Raw genomic sequence first — 23,845 nt, forward strand, 5'->3', positions numbered from 1 at the left:
TGAGAAGGTCCGTTGTTTCCTATAGAATAGTCTTGCGGGGTCGCTGGTAGATGGGCGGAAGCCCCACGTCCTGCAGCAGTTTGTTGAACGCCGCCAGTTCTGCATTCTCAAGCTGTTGCAGGCGCTGGAGCACCGCGCCAACCTTGGTCGCCAGCTCTACGGACACGTCACCGTGCTGCTTCGTCGGACCGTAGTCGCCCGACTGAATCTGCGCGTTGAGCGAGATCAGCATGTTGTAGAGGCGAATGGGCTGATCCAGCGTGCACTGGTCCACGTGACAGCTGACTTCTGTGAGTTCGTCGCGCAGCGCTTCGAAACGCACGCGCAATGGCGTGGCCGCGTCCGCGACGCGCTTGGCGAATCCCTGATCCTTGCTCTGCTCGACGCGCGCGTCAATCTGTGACTGCGTGTCCTCGATGCGGCCCACCGACTCCGCCAACTCGGTGATCTTGTTCCGCACACGGAGCGCGGCCTGAAACTGTGCGATGAGGTCGGCGGCGGTCGTCTTCACCCGCGGATCGGCCACGACGGCGAAGGTTCGCACCAGCGAATCCGCGCCCACGATGAGTCGCACGCGATACGTGCCTGGCGGCGCCATCGGTCCGTCGAGCGTCCCTTCGTCGAGGACGGTGTTTTTGAGCGCAGTCGCGCCAGGATACCGCAGGTTCCAGGAGAAGCGATTGCTACCCGCGCGCGCACTCACCACAGAGTCGGCGGCGTCAAAGGCGAGGGAATCGCCTCGTGCGGCCAACGTGGCGCGCGTCGCGGAATCGGCCCGCGCGCTCACAGAGTCAACGGGGGGTAGTTCGCTGTCGTACGTGCGGATCACCGTCCCCGAAGCGTCGAGGAACTGTAGGTGCACCTTGTCCTTTGGCGTGTCCTTGAGCCAGTAGTCAATCGTCGCGCCGCCGCGCGGGTTTTCCCCTTCGGTGGCGCTCTGTCCGCCGCCGGTCACCCATCGCAGGGCCGGTGCCGGCTGAAAGAGATGCGCACGCGCCGTAGTTACGCTGTCCGCCATTTGACGGAGCGACGAAATGTCGTCGAGAATCCAGAACGCGCGCCCGTGCGTTGCGGCCACGAGATCGTGACCGTGCACGGCGAGATCGCGCACGCTGACGCGCGGCAGGTTGAGCTGCAGTGGCTCCCAGTGCGCCCCGTCGTCGAGCGACACATACACGCCCGTCTCGGTGCCCGCGTACAGCAGGCCCCGTCGCACGGGGTCTTCGCGCACGGTACGCACATACGCGCCGTTCGGGAGTCCGGTGCTGATGGATGTCCAGTTGCGTCCTTCGTCCGTGGTCTTCCAGATGTACGCGTGGAAGTCGTCCTGCTGATACCGGTTGGCCGCGACATACGCCGTGGCCGCGTCAAAGTGCGAGGGTTCAATGCCCGCCGTGCGCGTAAACGCGCCATAGGCGCGCGGCGTGACGTTCGTCCAGTGCGCGCCGGCATCGGTGGAGATGTTCACCAGGCCGTCGTCACTGCCGGCCCAGAGCACGCCCTTGCGGCGCGGCGATTCTGCGAACGCGTAGATGGTGGCATACCACTCCGTGCCCGTCATGTCGCCGTGAATCGGGCCACCGGAACGCCCGAGCGTCGCGGCGTCGTGGCGCGTGAGGTCGGGCGAGATCTTCTCCCAGCTGGCGCCCTCGTTGGTGGAACGGTGCACAAACTGCGAGGTCGCGTAGAGCGTGCTCGGGTCATGCGGAGAGAGCAAAATCGGGAACGTCCACTGAAAACGATAGGGCACGTCGCGCGCGGCCCACCCATCGTAGTTGGAGAGCCACACCGACACGTCGCGATCCTGTCGCGTCGCACGGTCGTTGCGCGTGAGAATGCCGGTGTAGCAGCCGCCGTACGTCACGTTCGGGTCGCGCGGATCGACGGCAATCGTCGCATTCTCGCAGCCGGCCACAGAAAAGAAATCACGGATCCCAATGGCGCCGTCATCACTGCGGCTCGCAATCGAGACGGTCGAGTTGTCCTGCTGCGCGCCGTACACGCGATAGGGAAACTGCTGATCGGTGGTGACGTGATAAAACTGCGCGGTCGGTTGGTTCTGCTGCGTAGACCACGACGTGCCGCCATCGTACGAGATGGTCGCGCCCCCGTCGTTGGCGTTGATCATCCGCTTGGGGTCCTTGGGGTCAATCCACAACTGGTGGGTGTCGCCATGCGGCACGCGCACCTGCGAGAAGGCGTGCCCGCCGTCCACCGAACGCCACACCTGCAGGTTCATGATGTAGACGGTGTTCTCGTCCACCGGGTCGGCAGTCAGCGCAGAGTAATAGAAGGGGCGGACCGCCCACTTTTGATCGCCGCTCGTCCGCTCCCACGTGGCGCCACCGTTGTCGGAGCGGAACACGCCGCCTGCGGAATCCGGCGCTTCGATGCTGGCCCAGAGGCGCTGCGGCCGCGTCGGCGAAACCGCGATGCCGATTTTACCGAGCGGCGTGCGCGGGATGCCGGCATTGAAGCTCAGTTCGCTCCACGTGTCGCCACCGTCAAGGCTTTTCCAGAGGCCACTGCGTCCGGCCCCTGCGTTCATCCCCCACGGCGTGCGCTGAAACTTCCACATTGACGCATACAAAATGCGCGGGTTACCGGGATCCATGGCAAGGTCAATGGCGCCGGTGGAGTCATTCAGGAACAGCACCTTCGACCAATGACGGCCGCCGTCGGCGCTGCGGAAGATGCCGCGCTCCGCGTTGGGGCCAAAAGCATGTCCCATCGCGGCCACGAACACGCGCTCTGGGTCACGCGGATCCACCACGATCTTCGAGATGTGCTGCGTGTCGCCGAGTCCGAGATGCTGCCAATGCTCACCGCCGTCGGTGGAGCGATACACGCCGGTGCCGTAGGTGAGATCTTCGCGCAACTGCGCCTCACCGGTCCCCACATAGATGACGTTGTGATCCGACGGAGCGAGCGTGACCGCTCCCACCGACGAAATGTCACTGCGTCCGTCGGTCACGTTGCGCCACGTTTGCCCGCCGTTGGCGGTCTTCCAAACGCCACCGTTCACGGCACCAAACCAGAACACGCGGGCATCGGAGGGATCGCCGGCCACCGCGACGGAACGCCCGCCGCGGAACGGTCCTACTAAGCGCCAGCGCATGGCCTTAAATCGCGACGCGGTCGCGCCGGGATCGGTGTAGAGCGCGGCCGAGTAGCTGGTGGAGGGCGCGGTGGAAGCGGCGGTGGAAGCGGCCGCAGCTTTCGGACGCTGAGCCATGGCGATGGTGCTGCTCAGGGAGCAGGCGAGGGCCGCTACGGCGATCCGTGTCTGGAGACGAGCATTCATGGGTTCGATTGGTCCGAGGAGCGCGGTCGATTCGGTATAGGAATGTACGGGCCACACCAATGAGACGCGACGGGATGCGCTCCCCCAGAGAGGTTCGGCGGCGGCATGCGTACAAGTGTCGGGGTTTCGCCGACAGGCGCGGTCAATCCCCCTAGCCGTGGGGAGCGGCTGGCGCGATGCTATAGGGACGTCGTGCGAGCTTCCCATTCCACTCGTGTTCGCACCCAGAACCTCTTGCCCCGTCCTCCGATGCTACGTTTGCGCCCGTTCCTCGCCCTCGCGGCGGTCGCGGTGCTCACCCCAGCGCTGTCCGCCCAAACGCGGATGTTGCGCAGCCCGTCCGTGAGCGCCGACCACATTGCCTTTGCTTACGCGCAGAACATCTGGACCGTGCCGCGCGCCGGCGGGCTCGCTCGTCGACTCACCAGCTTTCAGGGCACGACCGAGAATCCCAAGCTGAGCCCCGACGGCAAGTGGGTGGCCTTCAGCGGCTCCTACAATGGCAACACCGACGTCTACGTTGTGGCCGTTGATGGTGGCACGCCCAAGCGCCTCACCTGGCACACCGCCGCCGATATCGTGCAGGGGTGGACGCCCGACGGCACCAAGGTGCTCTTTGCCTCCGCGCGCGAAACGAACGGGCCGACGGCGGCACCGCGCTTTTTCACGGTGAGCGTCGCTGGCGGGCCAGAAGAAGCGCTCCCGATGAATCGCGCCTTCCAAGGGCGCATCTCGCCGGACGGCAAGCGCGTGGCCTACCGCATGAACAACTCGTGGGACGAAGAACGCCGCAACTATCGTGGCGGCAAGAACCGTCCCATCTGGATTGTGGACCTCAAGTCACTCGAACTTGAGTCGCCGCCCTGGACGGACTCCAAGGACATGGAGCCGGCGTGGGTTGGGGATGTCGTGCATTTCATCTCGGACCGTGACGGCGTCGCCAATGTGTGGGCGTACGACACCAAGGCCAAAAAGCTGAAGCAGGAAACCGATTTCGCCGACTACGACGTCAAGATGCTCGACGCCGGCGCGGGCGTGGTGGTGTTTGAGCAGGGCGGTTATGTACACGAGCTCGACCCCAAGACGGGGAAGCAGCACATCGTGAACATCACCGTGAATGGCGACTTTCCGTGGATGATGGCGGAGTGGAAAGATCTCTCGTCGCGCATTTCGGCGATGGCCATCTCCCCCACGGGCAAGCGCGCCGCGGTGGAAGCGCGGGGCGAAGTCTTCAGCATTCCCGCGGAGAAGGGGGATGCGCGCAATCTCACCAACTCCAGCGGTTCCGCCGAACGCGATCCGGCGTGGAGCCCCGACGGCAAATTCATCTCGTACTTCTCCGACAAGTCGGGCGAGTACGAGCTGGTGATTGAGCCGCAGGACGGCATCTCGCCGCCTCGCATCATCAAGCTGCCGAACCACAAGCACTACTACACACCAGCGTGGAGCCCCGACGGCAAGAAGCTCCTCTACACCGACACTGACCTCAAACTCTGGGTGCTCGACGTGGCGTCGGGCCAAGCGAAGATTGTCGGTGAAGATCCGTGGATGGTGCCGTCGCGCACCATGAACCCGGTGTGGAGCCCGGACTCGCGTTGGATTGCGTATGTGAAGCACCTGAACTCGTTGTACAAGGCGGTCGTGGTAGTGAACGCCGAGTCGGGGCAGGCCAAGCAGGTCACCGACGGGCTCGCCGATGCGACGTGGCCCGCGTGGGATGCGAGCGGCAAGTATCTGTGGTTCTTCGCGTCGACCGACTTCGCTCTCAAGTCGCAGTGGCTCGACATGTCGAACTACGATCACGAGGAGAACTTCGCGCTCTACGTGACGCTGCTCAAGAAGAACGAAACGACGCCCTTCGGGCCAGAAAGCGATGAAGAAATCGGCGCCCCTGCGGCCGCCGCGGGTGGCGCAGCCGGTGGACGCGGTGGACGCGGCGCCGGTGCGGGCGCCGCAGCACCGGACGCTGCCGCTACCGCTGCCGAACGTCCGGCCACGCCGCGGAGCGCGGCGGTGACGGTGGACATCGACTTTGACGGCATCAGCAATCGCATTCTCGCCGTACCGGGGATCGCCGAACGTCAATACACTCGCCTCAAGGCCGGTGCTGCCGGCACGGTGTACTTCCTCGAACCGACGCCGGCCTCTGGCACCGCCGGTGGTGGTGGCGGACGTGGCGGTGCAGGCGGGGCGGGGAACACCCTCCACCGGTATCAGCTGCGTGATCGGCGCGCGACGGCGTTCGTGTCCGGCGTTGCCGACTATGACGTGAGTCTCGACGGGCACAAACTGTTGTATCGCGGTGGTGGCGGCGGCGGTGGCCGCGGTGCCGCTGCGGGCGGGGCGGGGGGCGGTGCCAATCTGTTTATCGTCGACGCCGACCGTACGCCGCCGCAGGCGGGCGCTGGACGTCTCAACGCCTCGCTGCGCGCGCAGATCGATCCCAAACTCGAGTTTGCGCAAATCTTCAATGAAGGGTGGCGCAACCAGCGCGACTATTTGTACGTGCCGAACATGCACGGCTCCGACTGGCCGCGTATGAAGCAACTCTACGGTCAGCTGTTGCCATTCGTAAACCACCGCGCCGATCTCAATTATCTGCTTGATATGATGGGCTCGGAAATCGCCGTCGGTCACTCGTACGTGCGTGGCGGCGATATGCCCGACGTGCCAGCGTCCACGGGCGGACAGTTGGGCGCCGATCTCACCATTGAGCAGGGGCGTTACCGCATCAGCAAGATTTTCGATGCCGAAAGCTGGAACCCCGACCTCCGCGCGCCGCTCGGCGAACCGGGGCTCGATGCAAAGGTTGGTGATTACATCGTGGCCGTGAATGGCGAAGAGCTCAAGACGCCGGATAACATCTATCGTCTGCTCGATGGCACCGCGAATCGTCAGGTGGTGCTGAGTCTCAACGACAAGCCGCAGCTCGAGGGCGCGCGTCGTGTGACCGTGGTGCCGATCGCCAACGATCAGGGGCTCCGCACCCGCGCGTGGGTGGAACACAATCGTCGCGTGGTGGACTCGCTCTCCAAGGGACAACTCGCGTACGTCTATCTGCCCAACACCGGTCAGCCGGGCTACACGAGCTTCAATCGCTACTACTTCGCTCAGCAGGATCGCAAAGGCGCGGTGATTGACGAACGCTTCAACGGCGGCGGACAGGCGGCCGATTACATCATTGACGTACTGCAGCGCGACTTTGACGGCTACTTCAACAACGTGGCCGGTGACCGTATGCCGTTCACGAGTCCGGCGGCCGGCATCTGGGGCCCGAAGGTGATGATTATCAACGAAATGGCGGGCTCCGGCGGCGACCTCATGCCCTGGATGTTCCACAACCGCAAGATCGGCACGCTGGTTGGTAAGCGCACGTGGGGCGGCCTTGTGCACACGGCCGACACACCAGGCTTCATTGACGGCGGCTCAATGATCGCACCGCGTGGCGGCTTCTTCCGGCGCGACGACAAGTGGGACGTCGAGAATGTCGGGCAGGCACCAGATATTGACGTAGAGAACTGGCCCAAGGATATGGCGGCCGGACGCGACCCGCAGCTCGAACGTGCCATTCAGGAAGCGCTCAAGCAGTTGGCAGCGAAGCCGGTGCAACGCGCCACCAAGGAGCCGGCATCGCCGACGTGGGGCAAGCGGGTGAAGCCGCTGCCGTAGTCGTTGGCCGCGTAATGTGAGACGGGGGCGACGCAGCATGCGGCGCCCCCGTTCTCACATCGCCCGTCGCCGCTGGCGCGTCGGGGAAGCCTCTACCCGCGGACGGGTTTCCGCTGACGGCGCGTCAGTTGGCGACGTCGTAGTTTCTTGCGATTGTCCGGCCGAGTCCCCCCCCCCTCGGCATTCCACGCGCCCGATGGAGCGCACGAACTGGATTACCGCAGATGACGGTGCCGCGCGAGCCGGTGACGAAACGCCACGACGACGACCGCCATGCTGGTCCGGGCGACTGGCGCGTACTGACCGCAGACGGTTTTGGCCACGAGGCGGCCCGCGAGCTCTCGCGCGCGCGCCTGCAACAGGCTCACCAGCTCGCGGGGCTCGGGTTCTGGGACTGGGACGCCGTAACCGACGAGACCGTCTGGAACGACGAGATGCTGCGCATCTACGGCATTTCGCGCGGCGAGTTCACCGGACGTGGCGCCGACTATCTCGCGATGACGCACCCGGATGATCGCGAAATGCAGGCCGCCAATATCCGCCGCGATTTCGAGGCCGCCGCAGTCGGCGAGCCGTCGGACGCGGGACGGTTCGACGCCCGCGCGAGCACCAAGCTTTTCCGCATCACCCGCACCGATGGAACCGTTCGATGGGTCGAGGGCGACGCTGTCGAGGTCGTTCGGCCGGACGGCACGCCGCTTCGCATGTACGGTGTGCTCCGCGACGTCACCGAGGCGCAGGAGAGCCAGCGCGAACTCACGGCGAGCCTTGCCCGTTATCGCGCACTCGTTGACACGGCGCTCGACGCGATTGTCTCCACCGACCGTTCCGGCAGAATTCTCCTGTTCAATGCTGCGGCCGAACGCATCTTCGCGTGCGCGGCAAGTGACGTGATCGGCCAGTCGCTGGAGCGCTTCATCCCCGAGAGTTCGCGGGCGCGACATCACGAGCGGCTCGGTCAGTTCTCGGCGGATAACGCCGTCCGCCGAATGTGCGGCGAGGAGGAGGCGGTTCCTGCGCTGCGAGCGAACGGGGAGCGCTTCTTCCTCACCGCGTCCATCTCCAGCGTGATCGTCGACGGCGTGCCGCTGCTGACGATCATCGCCCGCGACGTCAGCGACCGGCTGGCGGCGGACGCCGAGCGCTCCCGGCTGTATGAACAGCTGATGCAGGCGCAGAAGATGGAGGCGATCGGTCACATGACGGGCGGCATCGCCCACGATTTCAACAACCTGCTGTCCGTGATCATAGGCAGCGCGTCCATGCTGCAGGAGGACGAGACCCTCTCGGAGGACGCGCGGTCCCTCATCGACGACATCGCCGCGAGCTCCGAGCGCGCGGCCAGCGTGACGCGTCACCTGCTGGCGTTCTCGCGCAAGCGCGCCATGGTGCGCGCGAAGGTGGACGTCGCCGAAACGATGCGGGCCCTCACGCGGCTCCTCGGACGCATGCTCGGCGAACGCATCCGCGTCGATGTCAACGCGCATGGCCCCTGCATCGTGCACGGCGACGCCGGGCTCATTGACCAGATGGTGCTCAACCTCGCGCTCAACGCGCGCGACGCAATGCCGGAGGGGGGCGTCCTGCGCGTCGTCGTCGCGGTCTCTCCGCTGCCGCCACCGTCGCTCGGCCCGGAAGGAGCGTTGCACGACTGGGTGTGTGTCAGCGTCATCGACAGCGGCGCGGGGATTGCGCCCGACGTCCTTCCGCACATTTTTGAGCCGTTCTACACCACGAAATCGGCGGAACATGGTACTGGGCTCGGGCTCGCGATGGTCGCATCGGAGATCAAGCAGCACGGTGGCGCGGCGACGGTCGAGAGCGAACTCGGCCAAGGCACCACCTTCCGGCTCTGGTTCCCGCAGTCGCTTTCCGAGGGCTCTGCGGCCGCGCAGAAGGAACCGACGATGCGCGGCCACGGCGAGGTGGTGCTGCTCGTGGAGGATGAGCCTGCCCTGCGGCATATGGCGGCGCGCCTGCTCCGCGAGGCCAACTTCCGTGTGCTCGAGGCATCCGACGCGATGGCCGCGCTGAAGCTCTCGCACGAAACCGACGTCGCCATCGACGTGCTGTTCACCGACCTCATTCTGCCGGGGGAGATGAACGGCGTGGAACTGGCGGCGGCGCTACAGGCGCGCTATCCGCAGGCAACCGTGCTACTGACTACGGGCTATGACAGCGCTGCCATGCTCTCCACGGAGCGCCTACGCGCGCACCACGTATTGCTCAAGCCGTATCGGCCGTTCGACCTGATCTCGGCGATCTCGGGGATCGTGGCGGCGCGAACCTAGCAACGGTGGGCGCGGTGGGCGGTGGCTCCGGCTCGCGCGCAACGCCAGCCACGCGTGCCACGCGTGCCACGCGTGCCACGTCGGTGCGCCCTAGAGCCAGGTCCTGAACTTCTTCAGATACCAGCGCTTTACGATCTGCGTGAGCATCAGATAGCAGCCAAGCACCATGCCGAGGAAGAGAAAGTACAACCCAGGTGGCGGCTCAAAGCCGAGCTTCGCGCCGAGCGGGAGATACGGAATCGCGATTCCCGCCGTCATCACGAGCGCGGTCATCACCAACACGGGCCAACTCGCTCGGCTCTGGAGGAAGGGCACTTTCTCCGTGCGGATCATGTGCACGATCAGTGTCTGCGAGAGCAGCCCTTCAATGAACCACCCTGCTTGGAACAACGACGCGTGCTCGAGGCCGTCCGCACCGAACACGTACCAGAGGCACAGGAACGTGGCGATGTCAAATACCGAACTGATGGGCCCCACAAACAACATGAAGCGCCCAATGTCATCCGCTTTCCATTGGCGCGGAACGTCGAGATACTCGGGGTCGAGGTCATCCCAGGGAATGGCCACCTGCGAAAAATCATAGAGCAGGTTCTGCGTGAGCATCTGCACGGGGAGCATCGGCAGAAATGGGAGGAACGCACTCGCCGCGAGTACGCTAAACACATTTCCGAAGTTCGAACTCGCCGCCATCTTGATGTACTTGATGGTGTTGCCGAACGTTTTGCGCCCCTCGATGACGCCTTCCTCCAGCACCATCAGACTCTTTTCGAGCAGAATGATATCGGCCGATTCTTTGGCAATGTCCACGGCCGTGTCCACGGAAATACCGACATCGGCTTCGCGTAACGCGCCGGCGTCGTTGATGCCGTCGCCGAGGAATCCCACGGTGTGACCGCGTCGCCGTAGCGCTTGCACAATGCGCGTTTTATCCTGCGGCGAGAGTTTCGCAAAGACGGTCGTGCGATCGGCGAGCGCTTCCAGTTCCACATCGCTTGTGGCGCTGACTACGGTGCCGAGCACCACCTCGCCCGCCTCGAGCCCCACGTCGTGGCAGATCTTGACCGTCACCGCATCGTTGTCGCCGGTGAGAATCTTCACGCGCACGCCGCTCTTGCGGAGTGCTTCGAGCGCCGGTCGTGCGGATTCCTTCGGCGGGTCGAGAAAGGCAATGAAGCCGGCGAGGATCATTTCACACTCGTCGGCCACCGTGAACGGATGCTGCCGCGTCGGGAACTCGCGGTACGCCACCGCCACCACACGAAGGCCGTCTTCATTCAGTTCCCGCGCGACTTCCTTGGCCGCTTCAATCGCGTCGGCGTCGAGCGGTTCAATGCGGTCTTCGTCGCGGACCTGCGTGCAGCACCCAATAATCTCCTCGACGGCGCCCTTGCAGATGAGCTCGTGCACTTCGCGGTTTCGATCCAACACCACACTCATCCGCCGGCGCACGAAGTCGAACGGAATCTCGTCCACCTTTTTCCAGACGTTGTCGACGCCGAGGATGTCGTGCAGTTCGCCGTGCTCGAGAATGGCCACGTCGAGCAGGTTGCGGAGGCCGGTTTGGTAGTAGCTGTTGAGGTAGGCGAGGTCGAGGACGGAGTCATCCTCCTCGCCCACCACGTTGAGGTGCTGCTCGAGGATGATGTGGTCCTGCGTCAGCGTGCCCGTTTTATCGGTACAGAGCACGTCCATCGCGCCAAAGTTCTGAATGGCGTTGAGACGCTTGACGATCGTTTTGCGCTTGGACATCGCCACCGCGCCCTTCGCGAGATTGGCGGTGACAATCATCGGTAACAGCTCTGGCGTAAGCCCCACCGCCACCGCCATGCCGAACAAGAACGCCTCAAGCCAGTTCCCCTTGGTGAGCCCATTGATCACGAACACAATGGGCACCATCACCGCCATGAACTTGATCAGCAGCCAACTCACCTTGTTGACGCCAATGTCAAAGGCCGTGGTGACGCGCTGCCCCACGAGTCCGCGCGCCATCGATCCAAATGTGGTGCGCCCACCAGTATTCACCACGACGGCAACGGCGGCTCCGCTGATCACGCTCGTCCCCATTAAGCACAGCGTCGGGAGATCGGTGACCGCGCCGGTGAGGTCCGTGGGAGGCACGTCGCTCTTTTCGACCGGGAGTGCCTCGCCGGTGAGGGCGGACTGACTGACGAACACGTCCTTGGCCGAAAGCAACCGCACGTCGGCCGGAATCATGTCACCAGCGGCAAGGTGCACAATGTCACCGGGAACCAACTCCTCAATCGGCATCTCGACGCGCTTGGATCCCTTGGAGACCCCTTCGTCGTCCACTTCCTCGCGCTCCACGAGGGCGCTCGTGCGCACCATCGCGCGCAACGTGAGCGCAGCCTTGTTGGAGCGATATTCCTGAGCGAAGCGCAGAATGGTGGCGAGGGCGACCATCGATCCAATAATCAGCGCCGCGTCGCGGTCACCGGTTGCCCACGAGACACCGGCGAGTGCCAGCAGCACGAGCGTGAACGGCGTGGCTAGGGCATGCCAGAACTGCGCGAACCACGACGGCGGCTTCTCGTGCGCCACTTCGTTGTGGCCGAACTGGGCGCGCCGCTGTTCGACTTCGTCGGGCGACAACCCCGCGCGTCGGCTCTCCAGCGTGGCGAGCACGTCATCGGCCGACTGAAACGCAAAAGGCCGCAGCGTATCGCCGGACGGTGCGGCGCTCCGCGCAGGCGTGCCGGGCAGAAGTGACCCAATACTCGTCATCCCGTATTGTACATAGTTTGCCACCGTTCGTGCGTTGCATACGTCGCAATCACGTAACCGTGCTGCCGTCGCAGTTCGCGGTCACCGCCCGCTAGCTCGTCGGCCCCCGTACTCTTCCGAGTACGGGGGCCGACGTCGCTGCTAACCCAGCGCGTCCCGCATCTTGCGTCAGTGCAGCGATTCCTGCGCGGACCTCAGAACGAGGAGAGCGCCTCAGCATCGGCCGCCGCAAACGCGGTGGCCACCTGCGCCCGTGGCTTCGCCTTCGGAGCCGTCGAGGCCGGCTGCGCCGCATTGCGGCGAGGCGCGGCCTGACGAACCTGCGCCGGCTTCTTCCCCTGCGACGATGCCAGCGTGAACTCGCCCACCACCGACTGCAACTGCGCAGCCTGGGCACTCATTTCTTCCGACGCCGCCGCCGATTCCTCGGAGTTGGCCGCCGCTTCCTGCGTCAGCTGGCTGATGTCACCCACCGCCTTGCTGATGTGATCCACACCCTGCGTCTGTTCCGCGCTCGCGGCGGAAATCTCCGCCATCATCTCACCCAAGCGGTTCACCTGCTTGTCGATGTCATTCAGCGCGCTGAGGACCGTTTCGTTCAACGCCACACCGGTGGCCGTGCTCTGAACCGCCTCCTCAATGAGTGCCGACGTGCTCTTAGCGGCCTCGGCCGAACGCATGGCCAGGCTCCGCACTTCTTCGGCGACCACCGCGAACCCCTTGCCGGCATCGCCAGCCCGGGCGGCTTCCACGGCCGCGTTGAGCGCCAAGAGGTTCGTCTGGAACGCGATCTCGTCGATCGTTTTTACAATCTTTGCTGTGGCGTCCGATGCGCCCTTGATGCGGTGCATGGCCTCCGTCAGTTTGCGCATCCCTTCCACGCCGTTGTGGGCGCTGGCGCGCCCGCCATCGGCGATCGTCTGGGCTTCCTTGGCGTTGGCCGCGTTGGAGCGGCTCATCGACGCCACTTCGGCGAGACTCGACGACACTTCTTCGAGCGCGCTGGCCTGACGCGACGTCCCCTGTGCCAACGACTGGCTCCCCGTGGCCACCTGCGATGACGCGGCCGCCACCTGCTCAGCGCCCGACGCCACTTCCGACATCGTCACGTCAAGGTTGGCGACCGCCTGGTTGACCGCTTCCTTGAGGTCCGCAAGATCGTTCCGGTAATCGCCCTCGAGCGTTGCCGTGAGATCCTTGGCCGCGATCCGGCCGAGGACGGCCGAGGTTTCCTGTAATGGACGCGCGAGGGTGTCGAGCATCTTATTGGTGCCTTCGAGCATTTCGCGGTACACGCCTTCGTGCTGCGTGGCATCGGCGCGCACGGTCAGGCGGCCGGCGTTGGCTTCTGCGATGAGTCGGTTCGTTTCGGTAATCACGTTGCGCAGGCGCAACGTGGCCTCGCCAAACGAGGTCGCGAGGTGCTGCGAGTCGTCGATGATCTCGTTGACCGTGACGGCCAACGACCCCATCTCATCCTTTGACTTGACCTTCAGCGGCTCGACCGTCTCGTTCACTGTTTGCGAGAGGTCCCCGTGCGCGAGTCCGTCGCCGAGCCGCGTCAGGCCGGCAATCAGTCGGCTGCGCAGGGCTTCGGAGCGCTCGGACACTTCCGCGATGCCGCCCGCGATGATGCGGGAGATGAACAACGCGATGAGAATAGAAGCAATGAAGGCGATCGCGATGGCACCGGCCATGAAATATTCGGCCTGAGTGGCCGCCGCTTCGCCATCCTTTGCGTACTGTTTGCCCACCGCGAGCTTGGAGGCGCGGAGTTTGTCGATGGCGGTTTCAGTGGCTTTCTGTTCTCCTATCCCGCGGCCGCGCATCAGGGCGATCCCTTCGAGATCCTTCTTTGCTTCGGCCAGCGCGATGACCTCCAACTCTGTTTTGCGGCTGATCAGCAGCGCCTTCTCGTACTCTGCGAACTGTTCAATTCCCGCCGGCGTGATCAAGGTGGCTTTGAACACCGCATTCAAGCTGTCCATTTCCTTGGCGATGGCCTCGTGATTAGCCTTGAATCTCGAGTCGTCCTCGGGAGTGCCGGGAAGCAGAAGGTCGCGCACATTGATGCGCGAGCGCTGTTGCAGCTTGGCCAGTGAGGCGAGGTCGTTCATCGGCTGCGTGACCTTGGACTCAACCAGGTCATCGGCGGCGCTCACGGCTTTGATGCCGCGCACGCCGAGCAGGCCCGTCGCCACGGCGACTGTGGCGAGCACCAAAAACGAGCCGAGTAGCTTGCGTGAAATCGGGAGATCCAGAAACCACTGCATGTGCAATTCTCCTCTGCCGCAGGCCCCGGCGTTCATTACTGGTCGTGGTCGGCGGATGCGTTGATAGGTCAAACGGGGCACCCTGTCGAATGAGGACACAGCTATGACCGCACCTGCAGCCGACGCCGGTATCCGTGCTTCGATACCGTCCGTATCGGCAAGTCGCGCAAAGACTTGACGGTAACCAGCATTTCCCTGACCGCTCCATCGTCCAACCCCTGACCCGCTTCCCTACGCTTCTCCGGATACCACCGCCGCGAGCACGTAGTATCTTTCACGTCCAAGCGGTAACCGCATGAACCGTTGCGAGTTCCCGACTTGGATCACTCGTAGCATTGGGCATTCGAACCATGGCGGCCATGACTGAATCAGCGACCAAAGGAGCCGCGGGCACCGCGCCCGCAGGCGACCATCTCGAGATCAAAGACTCGCGCACCGGCAAAGTGTATTTCGCGCCGATCACCGACGAGACCATTCGCACCTCGGACCTGAAGCAGATCAAAGTGAATGCCGATGATTTCGGCATCATGGGCTACGACCCGGCGTTCATGAACACCGCGTCGTGCCGTAGCGCGATCACCTTCATCGATGGCGACAGGGGCATTCTCCGCTATCGCGGCTATCCCATTGAACAGCTGGCCGAAAAGGCGAGCTTCCTCGAGGTGGCGTGGCTGCTGCGTCACGGCGAGCTGCCGACGCAGGTCGAATACGACCAATGGGTGCAGGAAATCACCTATCACACGTATGTGCACGAAAACATCAAGCGGTTCCTCGAAGGGTTCCGCTACGATGCGCATCCGATGTCGATGCTCACGGCGGGTGTCGCGGCGCTGTCGTCGTTCTACCCGACCGCCAAGAACATTCACGACAAAAACGAACGCGACATTGCCTTCACGCGCCTGATCGCCAAGATGCCGACGATCGCCGCGTTCGCGTATCGTCACGTGAAGGGGCTCCCCTTCATCTATCCCGACAACTCGCTGCCGTACGCCGAGAACTACCTCTCGATGATTGCGCGTATGTCGGAGCCTAAGTACGAAGCCAACCCGATCTTCGCCAAGGCGATCGACATTCTCTTCATCCTGCACGCGGACCACGAGCAGAACTGCTCCACCAACGCGGTGCGCGCCGTGGGTTCCTCGCATGTCGATCCGTATTCGGCGATCGCGGCTGGTGTGGCCGCGCTCTATGGCCCGCTGCACGGTGGCGCCAACGAAGCCGTGCTCCGCATGCTCGAGGAGATCGGCGACGTCAAGAACATCCCAGCCTTCATTGAGAATGTGAAGAGCGGCAAGGGCGAGAGCCGTCTCATGGGCTTTGGTCACCGCGTGTACAAGAGCTACGATCCGCGCGCCAAGATCGTGAAGAAGCTCTGCGACGAAGTGCTCAAGGTCACCGGCATGAGCCGCGACATGGAGATCGCGCTGGAACTCGAGCGCATCGCCCTCAGCGACGAATACTTCATCAAGCGCAAGCTGTACCCGAACGTGGACTTCTACACCGGGCTGATCTATCGGGCCATGCATTTCCCGACGGATTATTTCACGGTGCTGTTCGCCATCGCCCGCACCACGGGCTGGCTGTCGCAGTGGGAAGAGCTGCTCCTCGACAAGGAACAGAAGATCGCCCGCCCCCGCCAGATCTACACGGGCAACGCCGAACGGCCGTACAAGACGGATCTCGACTACCGGCACAAGATCCTGAAGTAAACGAAGGTCGCGCCAACCGCTCCTCGCGGTTCGCGCCGTCACCGCAACACACGAAGCGCGCCGGCAACTGCCGGCGCGCTTCGTGTGTTTCCGTGCACTTATCGTTCGACGCTTTTACAGTGGCGCGCCAGCGGACATTTGCCGCAGTGCTTCACGCGCGCGGTACACACCAGCGCGCCGAGCTCCATCACCGCTTGATTGTGTGTCCACGCCGCTTTCCCCGTGCGTGGCAACACCGACTCGGCGATCTCCCAAAGCCGTGTGAGGTCGCGGGGACGCTTGGGGTTGAGGCGCGGCGCAAAGACACGCGCCAGCACCCGAGCCACGTTCGTGTCCACGAGCGATGCGCGCCGTTCATACGCGAAGCTCGCCACTGCGCCCGCCGTGTAGCGGCCGACACCAGGGAGCAACACGAGCGCATCGGGGTGATTCGGCAACGTGCCGTCGGCGCCGTCACGGGTGACGTGCCGCGCCAACTTGTGAAGATTGCGTGCGCGGGCATAGTAGCCGAGTCCTTCCCACGCTTCCATCACGTGGGCCGGACGCGCGTCCGCGAGTGTCTGCAGGGTGGGGAAGCGCGTCAGGAACCGTTCATAGAAGTCCACCACGCGCGAGACCTGTGTCTGCTGCAGCATCAGCTCCGACACGAGCACGCGGTACGGATCACGCGTTTCGCGCCACGGTAACGCGCGTGAGTTGCGGCGGAACCAGCGTCGCAACGCGGTGCTAAATGCGCGGGCGGCGTCGGGCGAAATCGTCGGCGCGGCGGCCGCCGGTCGCGTGGTCCTTTTTTGCGTAGGAGATCGTCGCGGCATCGCGGCGAAAGGTAACGCCGTGCGGAGTGGTCTAGCGCGGACTCCATTGCGGCACGGCACGGAACAGCCCGCCGTTGATCACGATCTCGCGCGCGAGGAGCAATCCGAACACGACGCTCAGCGTCCCTGCCGCAAGGCGGATACCGCGCTGGAACTGGACCATCCGTTCCCCCGCGTACACGGCCGGCGCGGCGAGAAGACCCGTCACAACCATCATGCCGACAATCGTCCCCACCCCAAACACCAAGAGGTACGCGAGCGCCCACCAGGTGTCGGGGATCGCGGTGAGCACGAGAATCGCCACCGCTGCCGAACCCGCGAGTCCGTGCACGATGCCAACCATCACCGGGCGCCGCGGATTGAAGGGGTGCGGGTGCGGGTGAGTGTGGGAGGCTGCGTCCGCACTTGAGCCGCGCAAATTCGAGAAGCCGAGGAGGATCAACATCAGCGCGACCCCAAACTCAAGGCCGAGCCCCACGCGTGGCGGAATCACCAGTCGAAACACGACAATGGCGCCACCCACCACAAACACCGTGAGCGAATGCCCAATCCCCCAGAGTCCACCAATCCAAGCAGCGCGGCGGAACGTCCGCTCCCGCGCGACAATGGCCGTCACCGCCACCACGTGATCGGCGTCGGTGGCGTGTTTGAGCCCGAGGAGGAATCCGAGCAGGCCGGCGGAGAGAGCAGATAACATCGTGCGTGAAAACTAATGCCGTGGTGCGGGTACGCCGTACTTGGCATCGAGGGGTTCGAAGTAGCGCACGAGCATGCGCTGTAACTCGCGCAGGATGGCCGGCTGTAGCTCCACGGGCACCAGTTGCGCTTCGTCGAGGGTGTGGTGCACGACGATGACGGCCAGCCGCGCCACGGGTTGCCGGTCACGCTTGGGCATGTGCGGGTAGCGCGCAGCGAGAAACCATTCCACCTGACCTATGATGGCGTTGCGCATGGCCTGAAAGTCGGCGAGGGCGCGCGGGTCGTGGCAGACGGCATCATGCACCATCTGAAAGGACGGATGCTTTTCCACGAGCCGCACCTGCGCCGTCACAATCCGTTCGAACAGCTGCTCCAGCGGGAGCGTGATGGCGTCGGGCGGCATGGCCTGTGCGTTCGACTGGCTGGCATACCCTTGGAACCGGCGTGCCAGCGCCTGAATGATGGCGTCGCGGCTCGGAAAGAAATGATAGAGCGATCCCACCGACGACCCTGCCCGTTCGGCAATGGCATTGGTGGTCGCGCCTTCGACGCCCACCTCAGCGATCACGGCTTCGGCGGCATCGAGGATTTCCTCGACACGCTTCTGACCGCGCGACTGCTGGGGCGCTCGTGGGGCGCCGAGTTCGGCGGCTGGCACGCTCTCGGCGGCGGCCGCCTTGCCCGAGTGGCCAGCTGGCTTGGTACGGCCGCGACGGGGCGACCGTGCGCCCACGGCGCTACCAGCGGCCTGTGGGCTGGGCGTTCGGGTGGCTTTCGGGCGGGATGGTGTCATAGGGAAACAGAGTCGAAGTAGAGCGAATGGTCTAGTATTGACAAATAGAGCGAGCGCTCTAATTTCAACTTCAAAGTAGAGCTTTCACTCTAGAAATAGCAACGCCCCCAATGCTCCGCAACTCCTACCTCCCGTCGGTCCTGCTCGTCGCCTCCGCCGTCGCCGCCCCACTGGCGGCGCAGGCATCGCTCGACGCGTTCGTGACCGATGCCCTCCGCGCCAGCCGCACCCAGAAGCAGGAACAACTCGCCACGGCGCGCGCCGAAGCCCAAGTCGATGAAGCGCGCGGGCGGTTCCTCCCGTCGGCCACGGTCAACGCGCGCTACAGTCAGGTTGCCGGCAACGTCGTTGATATTGGATCGCTCATCAATCCGGCGTTCGGTGCGCTCAATCAATTGATGCACGCCGAGAAATTTCCCACCAACCTCGACCTGCGGCTTCCGGTCAAACAGGAAACGTCGGTGCGCATCGCGCAGCCGATCTTTCAGCCGGCCATCCTCGCGGCCTATCAAATTTCCACCAGCCTGCGCGACGCACAACTCGCGCAACGCGACGCCGCCACGCGGCAGGCCGCGCACGACATACGCGCCGCCTACCTCACCACGCAAAAAGCCAAGCAGGCCGTCGCCATCTATGCGGCGGCACTCCCGCTCGCCGAAGAAGCCGTGCGCCTGGCCGACCGCCTCGTGCAGTCGGGCAAGGCAACGCCAGACGCCCTCTACCGTGCGCGTGCGTCGCGCAGTGAACTGCAACAGCAGCAGGCCGATGCCGCGCGTCAACTCACTGCCGCGACGGAATATCTCAACCTGCTCGTGGAGCGTCCGCTCGACGCGCCGCTCCCCGAGTTCGACGACGCTGCGCTCGGTATCGATTCGCTTCCCTCACTCGACGCGGCGATCACGCACGCCATGAGCGCGCGCGCGGAACGCCGGCAACTGGCCTTTGCCCAAGGCGCCGCGCGCGCGTCACGCCGGCTCGCGCTCGCCAGTTTTCTCCCCTCCGTTGCGGTGGCGCTCGACTACGGAATTCAGGGCAATAAATATCGGTTCGCGCGCGACGCCGATTTTACGACCACGTCGCTCGTGCTAAGCTGGAACCTGTTTAACGGCGCGCAGGACGCCGCCCGCGCCCATCAGGCGGGATTCGACGCCGATCGGCTGGGGAATCAGTCGGCGCTCGTGGACCGGCAAATTGAACTGCAGGTTCGCACGGCCCATCAGGCCGCGCTGGTATCACGGCAGGCCACCACCACCGCCGAGGATCGCGTCGCGGCCGCCCGCCGCTCGTGGGAGTTGGTGCGCCGGCGCTACGAAGAAGGCATGGCGCCGCAAATCGATCTTCTCGATGTACGCACCGCGCTCACCGCCGCCGAACTCAACCGCCTGATCACCCGCTACGATTATTTCGCGCGGCGCGTCGAACTCGACCGCGCCGCCGCACTGTACCCAAGGACGCTGCCGTGATGCTGAAACTCCTCCCCGGATTCGCCCTCCTCGCCCTCGCGTCGTGCACGCGCACCGAGGCGGCACCGCCCCCGCAATCGTCCGCGCAATCCGTGGCGGTGGCGCGCGTCGCGATGGCTCCTGCCGCACCGACGATCTTTGCCACCGGAACGCTCGGCGCCAAAGAAGAATTGCCGCTCGCGTTTAAAATTGGCGGCGTCGTGGAGACCGTGTCTGCCGAACCGGGGCAGACGGTGCACGAAGGTGCGGTGCTCGCGCAGTTAGCTCACACCGAGATCAACGCCGAAGTTGAGAAGGCCAAGCTTGGTGCAGCCAAGGCCGATCGCGACTTTGCGCGCGTCAAGTCACTGTATAAGGACAGCGTGGCGACGCTCGAACAACTGCAGGACGTCACCACGCAGCGCGACGTGTGGCAGCAGAATGTGAAGATCGCCGAGTTCAATCGGCGGTATGCGGTGGTTCGCGCCCCGTTCGCAGGTGTGGTGTTGCGCCGGATGGCAGAGCCAGGACAGCTGGTGGCGCCCGGTGCGCCGGTGGTGCTCTTTCGTTCCAACCGTCGCGGGGTGGTGCTGCGTGCCGGACTTCCGGATCGCGAAGCGGTGCGCGTGCGCGTGGGCGATGCCGCGTCGGTGCGCTTTGAGGCGATTCCCGGTGAAACATTCACCGGTCGCGTGACGCAGGTCGCGGCCTCGGCCACACCGGGAACGGGAACCTACGATGTAGAGGTCTCGCTCGGGGACGCCGCGCGCGCGCTGGCGAGTGGGCTGGTGGGGCGCGTGGAGCTCGTGCCGCCTCGTGCTGGACTCGTGCCCACCGTTCCGGTGGAGGCGCTGCTTGAGGCGCACGGTGACTCGGCGACCGTGTTTGTGCTCGCGCCCGACGGCGTGTCGGCGCAGCGCCGCCGCATTCGCGTCGGCGCGCTCGACGGGGCCCGCGTAGCGGTGCTCGGCGGTCTCGACACCACCGCGACGGTCGTCGTGGCGGGCGGCGCTTGGCTGCGTGACGGCCAGCGCGTGGTGATGCCCGGGAAGACCGCTCCGTGAGGATCGCCGAGTTTTCGGTTAAGAACCGGCCGTTTACGATCGTTGCGTTCATCGCCCTGCTGGCAATGGGGCTGAACGCCCTGCTCACCATTCCGCGCACGGAAGACCCGTCGTTTCCGTTTCCGAACTATACGATCGTGGCCGTGTATCCCGGCGCCGGTCCCACGGACATGGAGCAGTTGATTATTGACCCCATTGAAAAACGGCTGCGCGCGCTCGACGATGTGGCGCGGGTCAAGACGTTTATCAATGACGGGGCTGGGCTGGTAAATATCGAGTTCGATTTCTCGGTGGACGCGGACAAGAAATACGACGAAGTGCTGCGCGAGGTGAATAGCCTGCGCGCGTCGCTGCCCCCCGATCTCGCCCGCCTCGACGTGATGCGGTTCGATCCGTCGGACGTGAACATCACGCAAGTCGCGCTCGTATCCGATAGCGCCTCGTACACGGATCTCGACCGGCAAGCGCGCGCGCTGCGCGATGAGTTAGAGAAGGTGCCGGGCATCAAGCGCTCGCAGGTCTGGGCGTATCCGCGTCGCGAGGTGCGCGTCGCCATTGACCTGGGTCGCCTCTCCACGATGCACCTCGCGCTCGGGCAAGTCCTCAACGCCATCGGCAGCGAGAGTGCAAACATTCCCGGCGGCAGCATCGACGCCGGTGGTCGCAAGTTCAACGTCAAAACCAACGGAAGCTATCGGTCGATCGAGCAGGTCCGCGAAACGGTCGTTGGCGGTGGCGGCGGAGCCGTGGTGCGCCTCGGCGATGTGGCGCAGGTCACGTGGGACTACGAGGAGCAAGCGGTGTCGGCGCGCTTCGACGGCCACCGCGCCGTCTGGGTCACCGCGAATATGAAGGATCGGCAGAATATTCTGGCGGTGCGCGATTCCGTGTACGCGCGGCTCGCGACGTTCGAAAAACGCTTGCCGCGCGGCATGGCGATGGGGCGCGGCTTCGACCAGTCCGCCAATGTGCGCGCGCGCATCGGGCGGTTGAGTGAAGACTTTCTCATTGCCATCCTGCTCGTCATCATCACGTTGCTACCACTGGGATGGCGTGCGTCGGGCATCGTGATGGTCTCGATTCCCCTCTCGCTGGCCATCGGCATCACGCTGCTCAAGCTCACGGGTTTTAGCATCAACCAGATCTCGATCAGCGGGTTCGTGGTGGCGCTCGGCTTGTTAGTGGATGACTCCATTGTGGTGGTGGAGAATATCTCACGCTTCTTGCGCGAGGGATATTCGCGCGCCGAGGCGGCGATTGCCGCGACGCAGCAGATTTTCGTGGCGGTACTCGGAACCACGGCGACGCTGGTATTTGCGTTCGTCCCCATTCTCATGTTGCCGGAGGGGGCGGGGGAGTTCATTCGCGGGCTACCGGCGGCGGTGGTGTTCACGATTCTCGCGTCGCTGCTCGTGTCGCTGACCGTGGTGCCGTTCTTGGCGAGTTTCATTTTGCGTGAGCAAGATGATCCGCACGGCAACCGCGCGCTGCAGCTGTTGAACCGTGGCATCGAACTCACCTACTCGCGCTTTTTGCATCGCGCGCTTGCACGGCCGAAAACCGCGATGTTTGCTGCCGTGATCTTGGCGGTGGCATCACTGGGTATGGTGCCGTTTATTGGATTTTCGCTCTTTCCCAAAGCGGGCACGCCGCAGTTCATGGTGACGGTGCGCGGACCAGACGGGGCGTCGCTCGCGACGACCGACTCAGCGGTCCGGTTTGTGGAGCGCGCACTCAACGGTCGGCCCGGCATCCAACATGTATACGCGAATATCGGACGCGGCAATCCGGTGATCTACTACAACGTCCTGTCGCAAAACGAAAACACGGCGGTGGGCGACCTGTTCGTGCTGCTCGACCGCTACGATGGACGACAGACGCCGGCGATGCTCGATTCCTTGCGCGCCGTGTTTGACGCATATCCGTCCGCCCGCATCGAAGTCAAGGAATTTGAGAATGGCCCGCCGATTGATGCGCCAATTGCGGTTCGGATTCACGGACGTGATCTCGACACCCTGCGCTTGCTGGCGGAACAGCTCGAGCACCAGATGGACAGCACCACGGGCACACGGACCGTCGTCAACCCACTGCGCGTGAAGCGCACGGATTTGCGCGTGGACGTTGACCGCGGCAAGGCTGGGCTCCTCGGCATTCCGATGGTGGAGGTAGACCGCACCGTGCGCCTCGGCATCGCCGGGCTCTCGGCGGGCCGTCTGCGCGACAGCGATGGGCAAGAATACGATGTCACGGTGCGACTCCCACGCGGCGAACGGCAGACGGCGGATGCGCTCGCCAAAACGTACGTCACGAGCGTCGCGGGAAATCTCGTGCCCCTCTCGCAGATCGCGTCGTTGCGCTTTGAAAGTTCACCGCCAGTTATTCAGCATTACGATGGCGAGCGTTCCGTTACCGTGACGGCGCAGACCCGCACGGGGTTCAACACCGATCGTGTGACGCAGGCGTTGCTCGCCAAGCTCGAGCAGTGGAAGTTGCCGGTGGGGTATACCTGGCGGGCGTCGGGCGAAGTGGAGAGTCGACGCCGGAGTTTTGGCGGACTCGGTACCGCCATTCTCATTGCGATCTTTGGTATTCTCGCCATTCTCGTGCTCGAGTTTAAGACGTTCCGCGGCATGTTGATTGTGGCGAGCGTTATTCCGCTTGGCGTCGTGGGCGGATTAACGGCGTTGCTGGCGAGCGGCTACACGCTCTCGTTCACCGCGATGATTGGGTTCGTAGCGCTGGTCGGCATCGAAATTAAGAATTCGATCTTGCTGGTCGATTTCACCAATCAGCTCCGCGAGCAAGGGCTCAGCGTAGACGACGCCGTGGAGCGAGCCGGAAAGATTCGCTTTCTGCCGGTGGTGCTCACCACCTGCACGGCAATCGGCGGCCTGCTACCGCTGGCGTTGCAGGGGTCAGGCCTCTACTCCCCGATGGCCTGGGTGATCATCGGTGGTCTGGTGAGCTCAACATTGCTGGCGCGTGTGGTCACGCCGGTGATGTACAAGCTGATGCCGCCGTCCTTAGGCGAAGCCTAGCGGCAC

Annotated in this window: 12 protein-coding genes; 6 read left to right on the plus strand and 6 right to left on the minus strand. The window is 64.2% G+C overall.

All coding sequences use genetic code 11. The annotated features are described in order from the left end of the window. Positions 1-19 precede the first annotated feature (19 nt). Entirely contained in the window at positions 20-3,304 is a 3,285-nt protein-coding gene (locus NTZ43_11160) for a glycosyl hydrolase (GenBank protein ID MCX5767770.1), read from the minus strand. Between the two features lie 249 nt (positions 3,305-3,553). On the opposite strand from NTZ43_11160, the gene NTZ43_11165 reads away from it, so the two are divergent. Beyond that, a complete protein-coding gene (locus tag NTZ43_11165; protein ID MCX5767771.1) occupies positions 3,554-6,973 on the plus strand; it encodes a PDZ domain-containing protein in 3,420 nt (1,139 codons plus the stop codon). 224 nt (positions 6,974-7,197) lie between these two features. Beyond that, the gene (locus NTZ43_11170) at positions 7,198-9,264 is read left to right on the plus strand and encodes a PAS domain S-box protein (GenBank protein ID MCX5767772.1); all 2,067 of its coding nucleotides are present in this window, start codon (positions 7,198-7,200) and stop codon (positions 9,262-9,264) included. A 90-nt stretch (positions 9,265-9,354) separates the two neighbouring features. Here the strand turns inward: NTZ43_11170 and mgtA are convergent, their stop codons facing one another. Further along, the gene (gene mgtA, locus NTZ43_11175; protein MCX5767773.1) at positions 9,355-12,006 is read right to left on the minus strand and encodes a magnesium-translocating P-type ATPase; all 2,652 of its coding nucleotides are present in this window, start codon (positions 12,004-12,006) and stop codon (positions 9,355-9,357) included. Between the two features lie 194 nt (positions 12,007-12,200). After that, complete coding sequence (locus NTZ43_11180; GenBank protein ID MCX5767774.1) at positions 12,201-14,279, minus strand: methyl-accepting chemotaxis protein; 2,079 nt, start codon at positions 14,277-14,279, stop codon at positions 12,201-12,203. A gap of 359 nt (positions 14,280-14,638) precedes the next feature. Here NTZ43_11180 and NTZ43_11185 point away from each other — a divergent pair, with 359 nt between their 5' ends. Beyond that, positions 14,639-15,988 (plus strand): citrate synthase, encoded by a 1,350-nt coding sequence (locus NTZ43_11185; GenBank protein ID MCX5767775.1) that lies wholly within the window; start codon positions 14,639-14,641, stop codon positions 15,986-15,988. A gap of 98 nt (positions 15,989-16,086) precedes the next feature. Here NTZ43_11185 and NTZ43_11190 read toward each other — a convergent pair whose 3' ends face one another. From NTZ43_11190 to NTZ43_11200, 3 genes are read right to left on the minus strand one after another with little or no spacing between them, the layout of a single operon-like run. Continuing rightward, entirely contained in the window at positions 16,087-16,803 is a 717-nt protein-coding gene (locus NTZ43_11190; protein MCX5767776.1) for a hypothetical protein, read from the minus strand. Between the two features lie 31 nt (positions 16,804-16,834). Continuing rightward, positions 16,835-17,500 (minus strand): high-affinity nickel-transport family protein, encoded by a 666-nt coding sequence (locus NTZ43_11195; protein MCX5767777.1) that lies wholly within the window; start codon positions 17,498-17,500, stop codon positions 16,835-16,837. A 12-nt stretch (positions 17,501-17,512) separates the two neighbouring features. Next, the gene (locus tag NTZ43_11200; GenBank protein ID MCX5767778.1) at positions 17,513-18,295 is read right to left on the minus strand and encodes a TetR/AcrR family transcriptional regulator; all 783 of its coding nucleotides are present in this window, start codon (positions 18,293-18,295) and stop codon (positions 17,513-17,515) included. A 110-nt stretch (positions 18,296-18,405) separates the two neighbouring features. Between NTZ43_11200 and NTZ43_11205 the strand changes: the two genes are divergently transcribed. Genes NTZ43_11205 through NTZ43_11215 form a run of 3 tightly spaced genes read left to right on the plus strand, consistent with a single transcriptional unit; the run spans position 18,406 to position 23,839 of the window. Further along, positions 18,406-19,758: a TolC family protein gene (locus NTZ43_11205; GenBank protein MCX5767779.1), complete on the plus strand. Its 1,353-nt coding sequence runs from the start codon at positions 18,406-18,408 to the stop codon at positions 19,756-19,758. Continuing rightward, a complete protein-coding gene (locus NTZ43_11210) occupies positions 19,758-20,801 on the plus strand; it encodes an efflux RND transporter periplasmic adaptor subunit (protein ID MCX5767780.1) in 1,044 nt (347 codons plus the stop codon). The genes NTZ43_11205 and NTZ43_11210 overlap by 1 nt, the downstream gene beginning before the upstream one ends. Beyond that, positions 20,798-23,839: an efflux RND transporter permease subunit gene (locus tag NTZ43_11215; protein ID MCX5767781.1), complete on the plus strand. Its 3,042-nt coding sequence runs from the start codon at positions 20,798-20,800 to the stop codon at positions 23,837-23,839. The genes NTZ43_11210 and NTZ43_11215 overlap by 4 nt, the downstream gene beginning before the upstream one ends. The last annotated feature ends 6 nt before the right edge of the window (positions 23,840-23,845 follow it).

The sequence above is a fragment of the Gemmatimonadota bacterium genome (assembly GCA_026387915.1).
In the GTDB taxonomy this organism is placed as follows: Bacteria; Gemmatimonadota; Gemmatimonadetes; order Gemmatimonadales; family Gemmatimonadaceae; genus Fen-1231.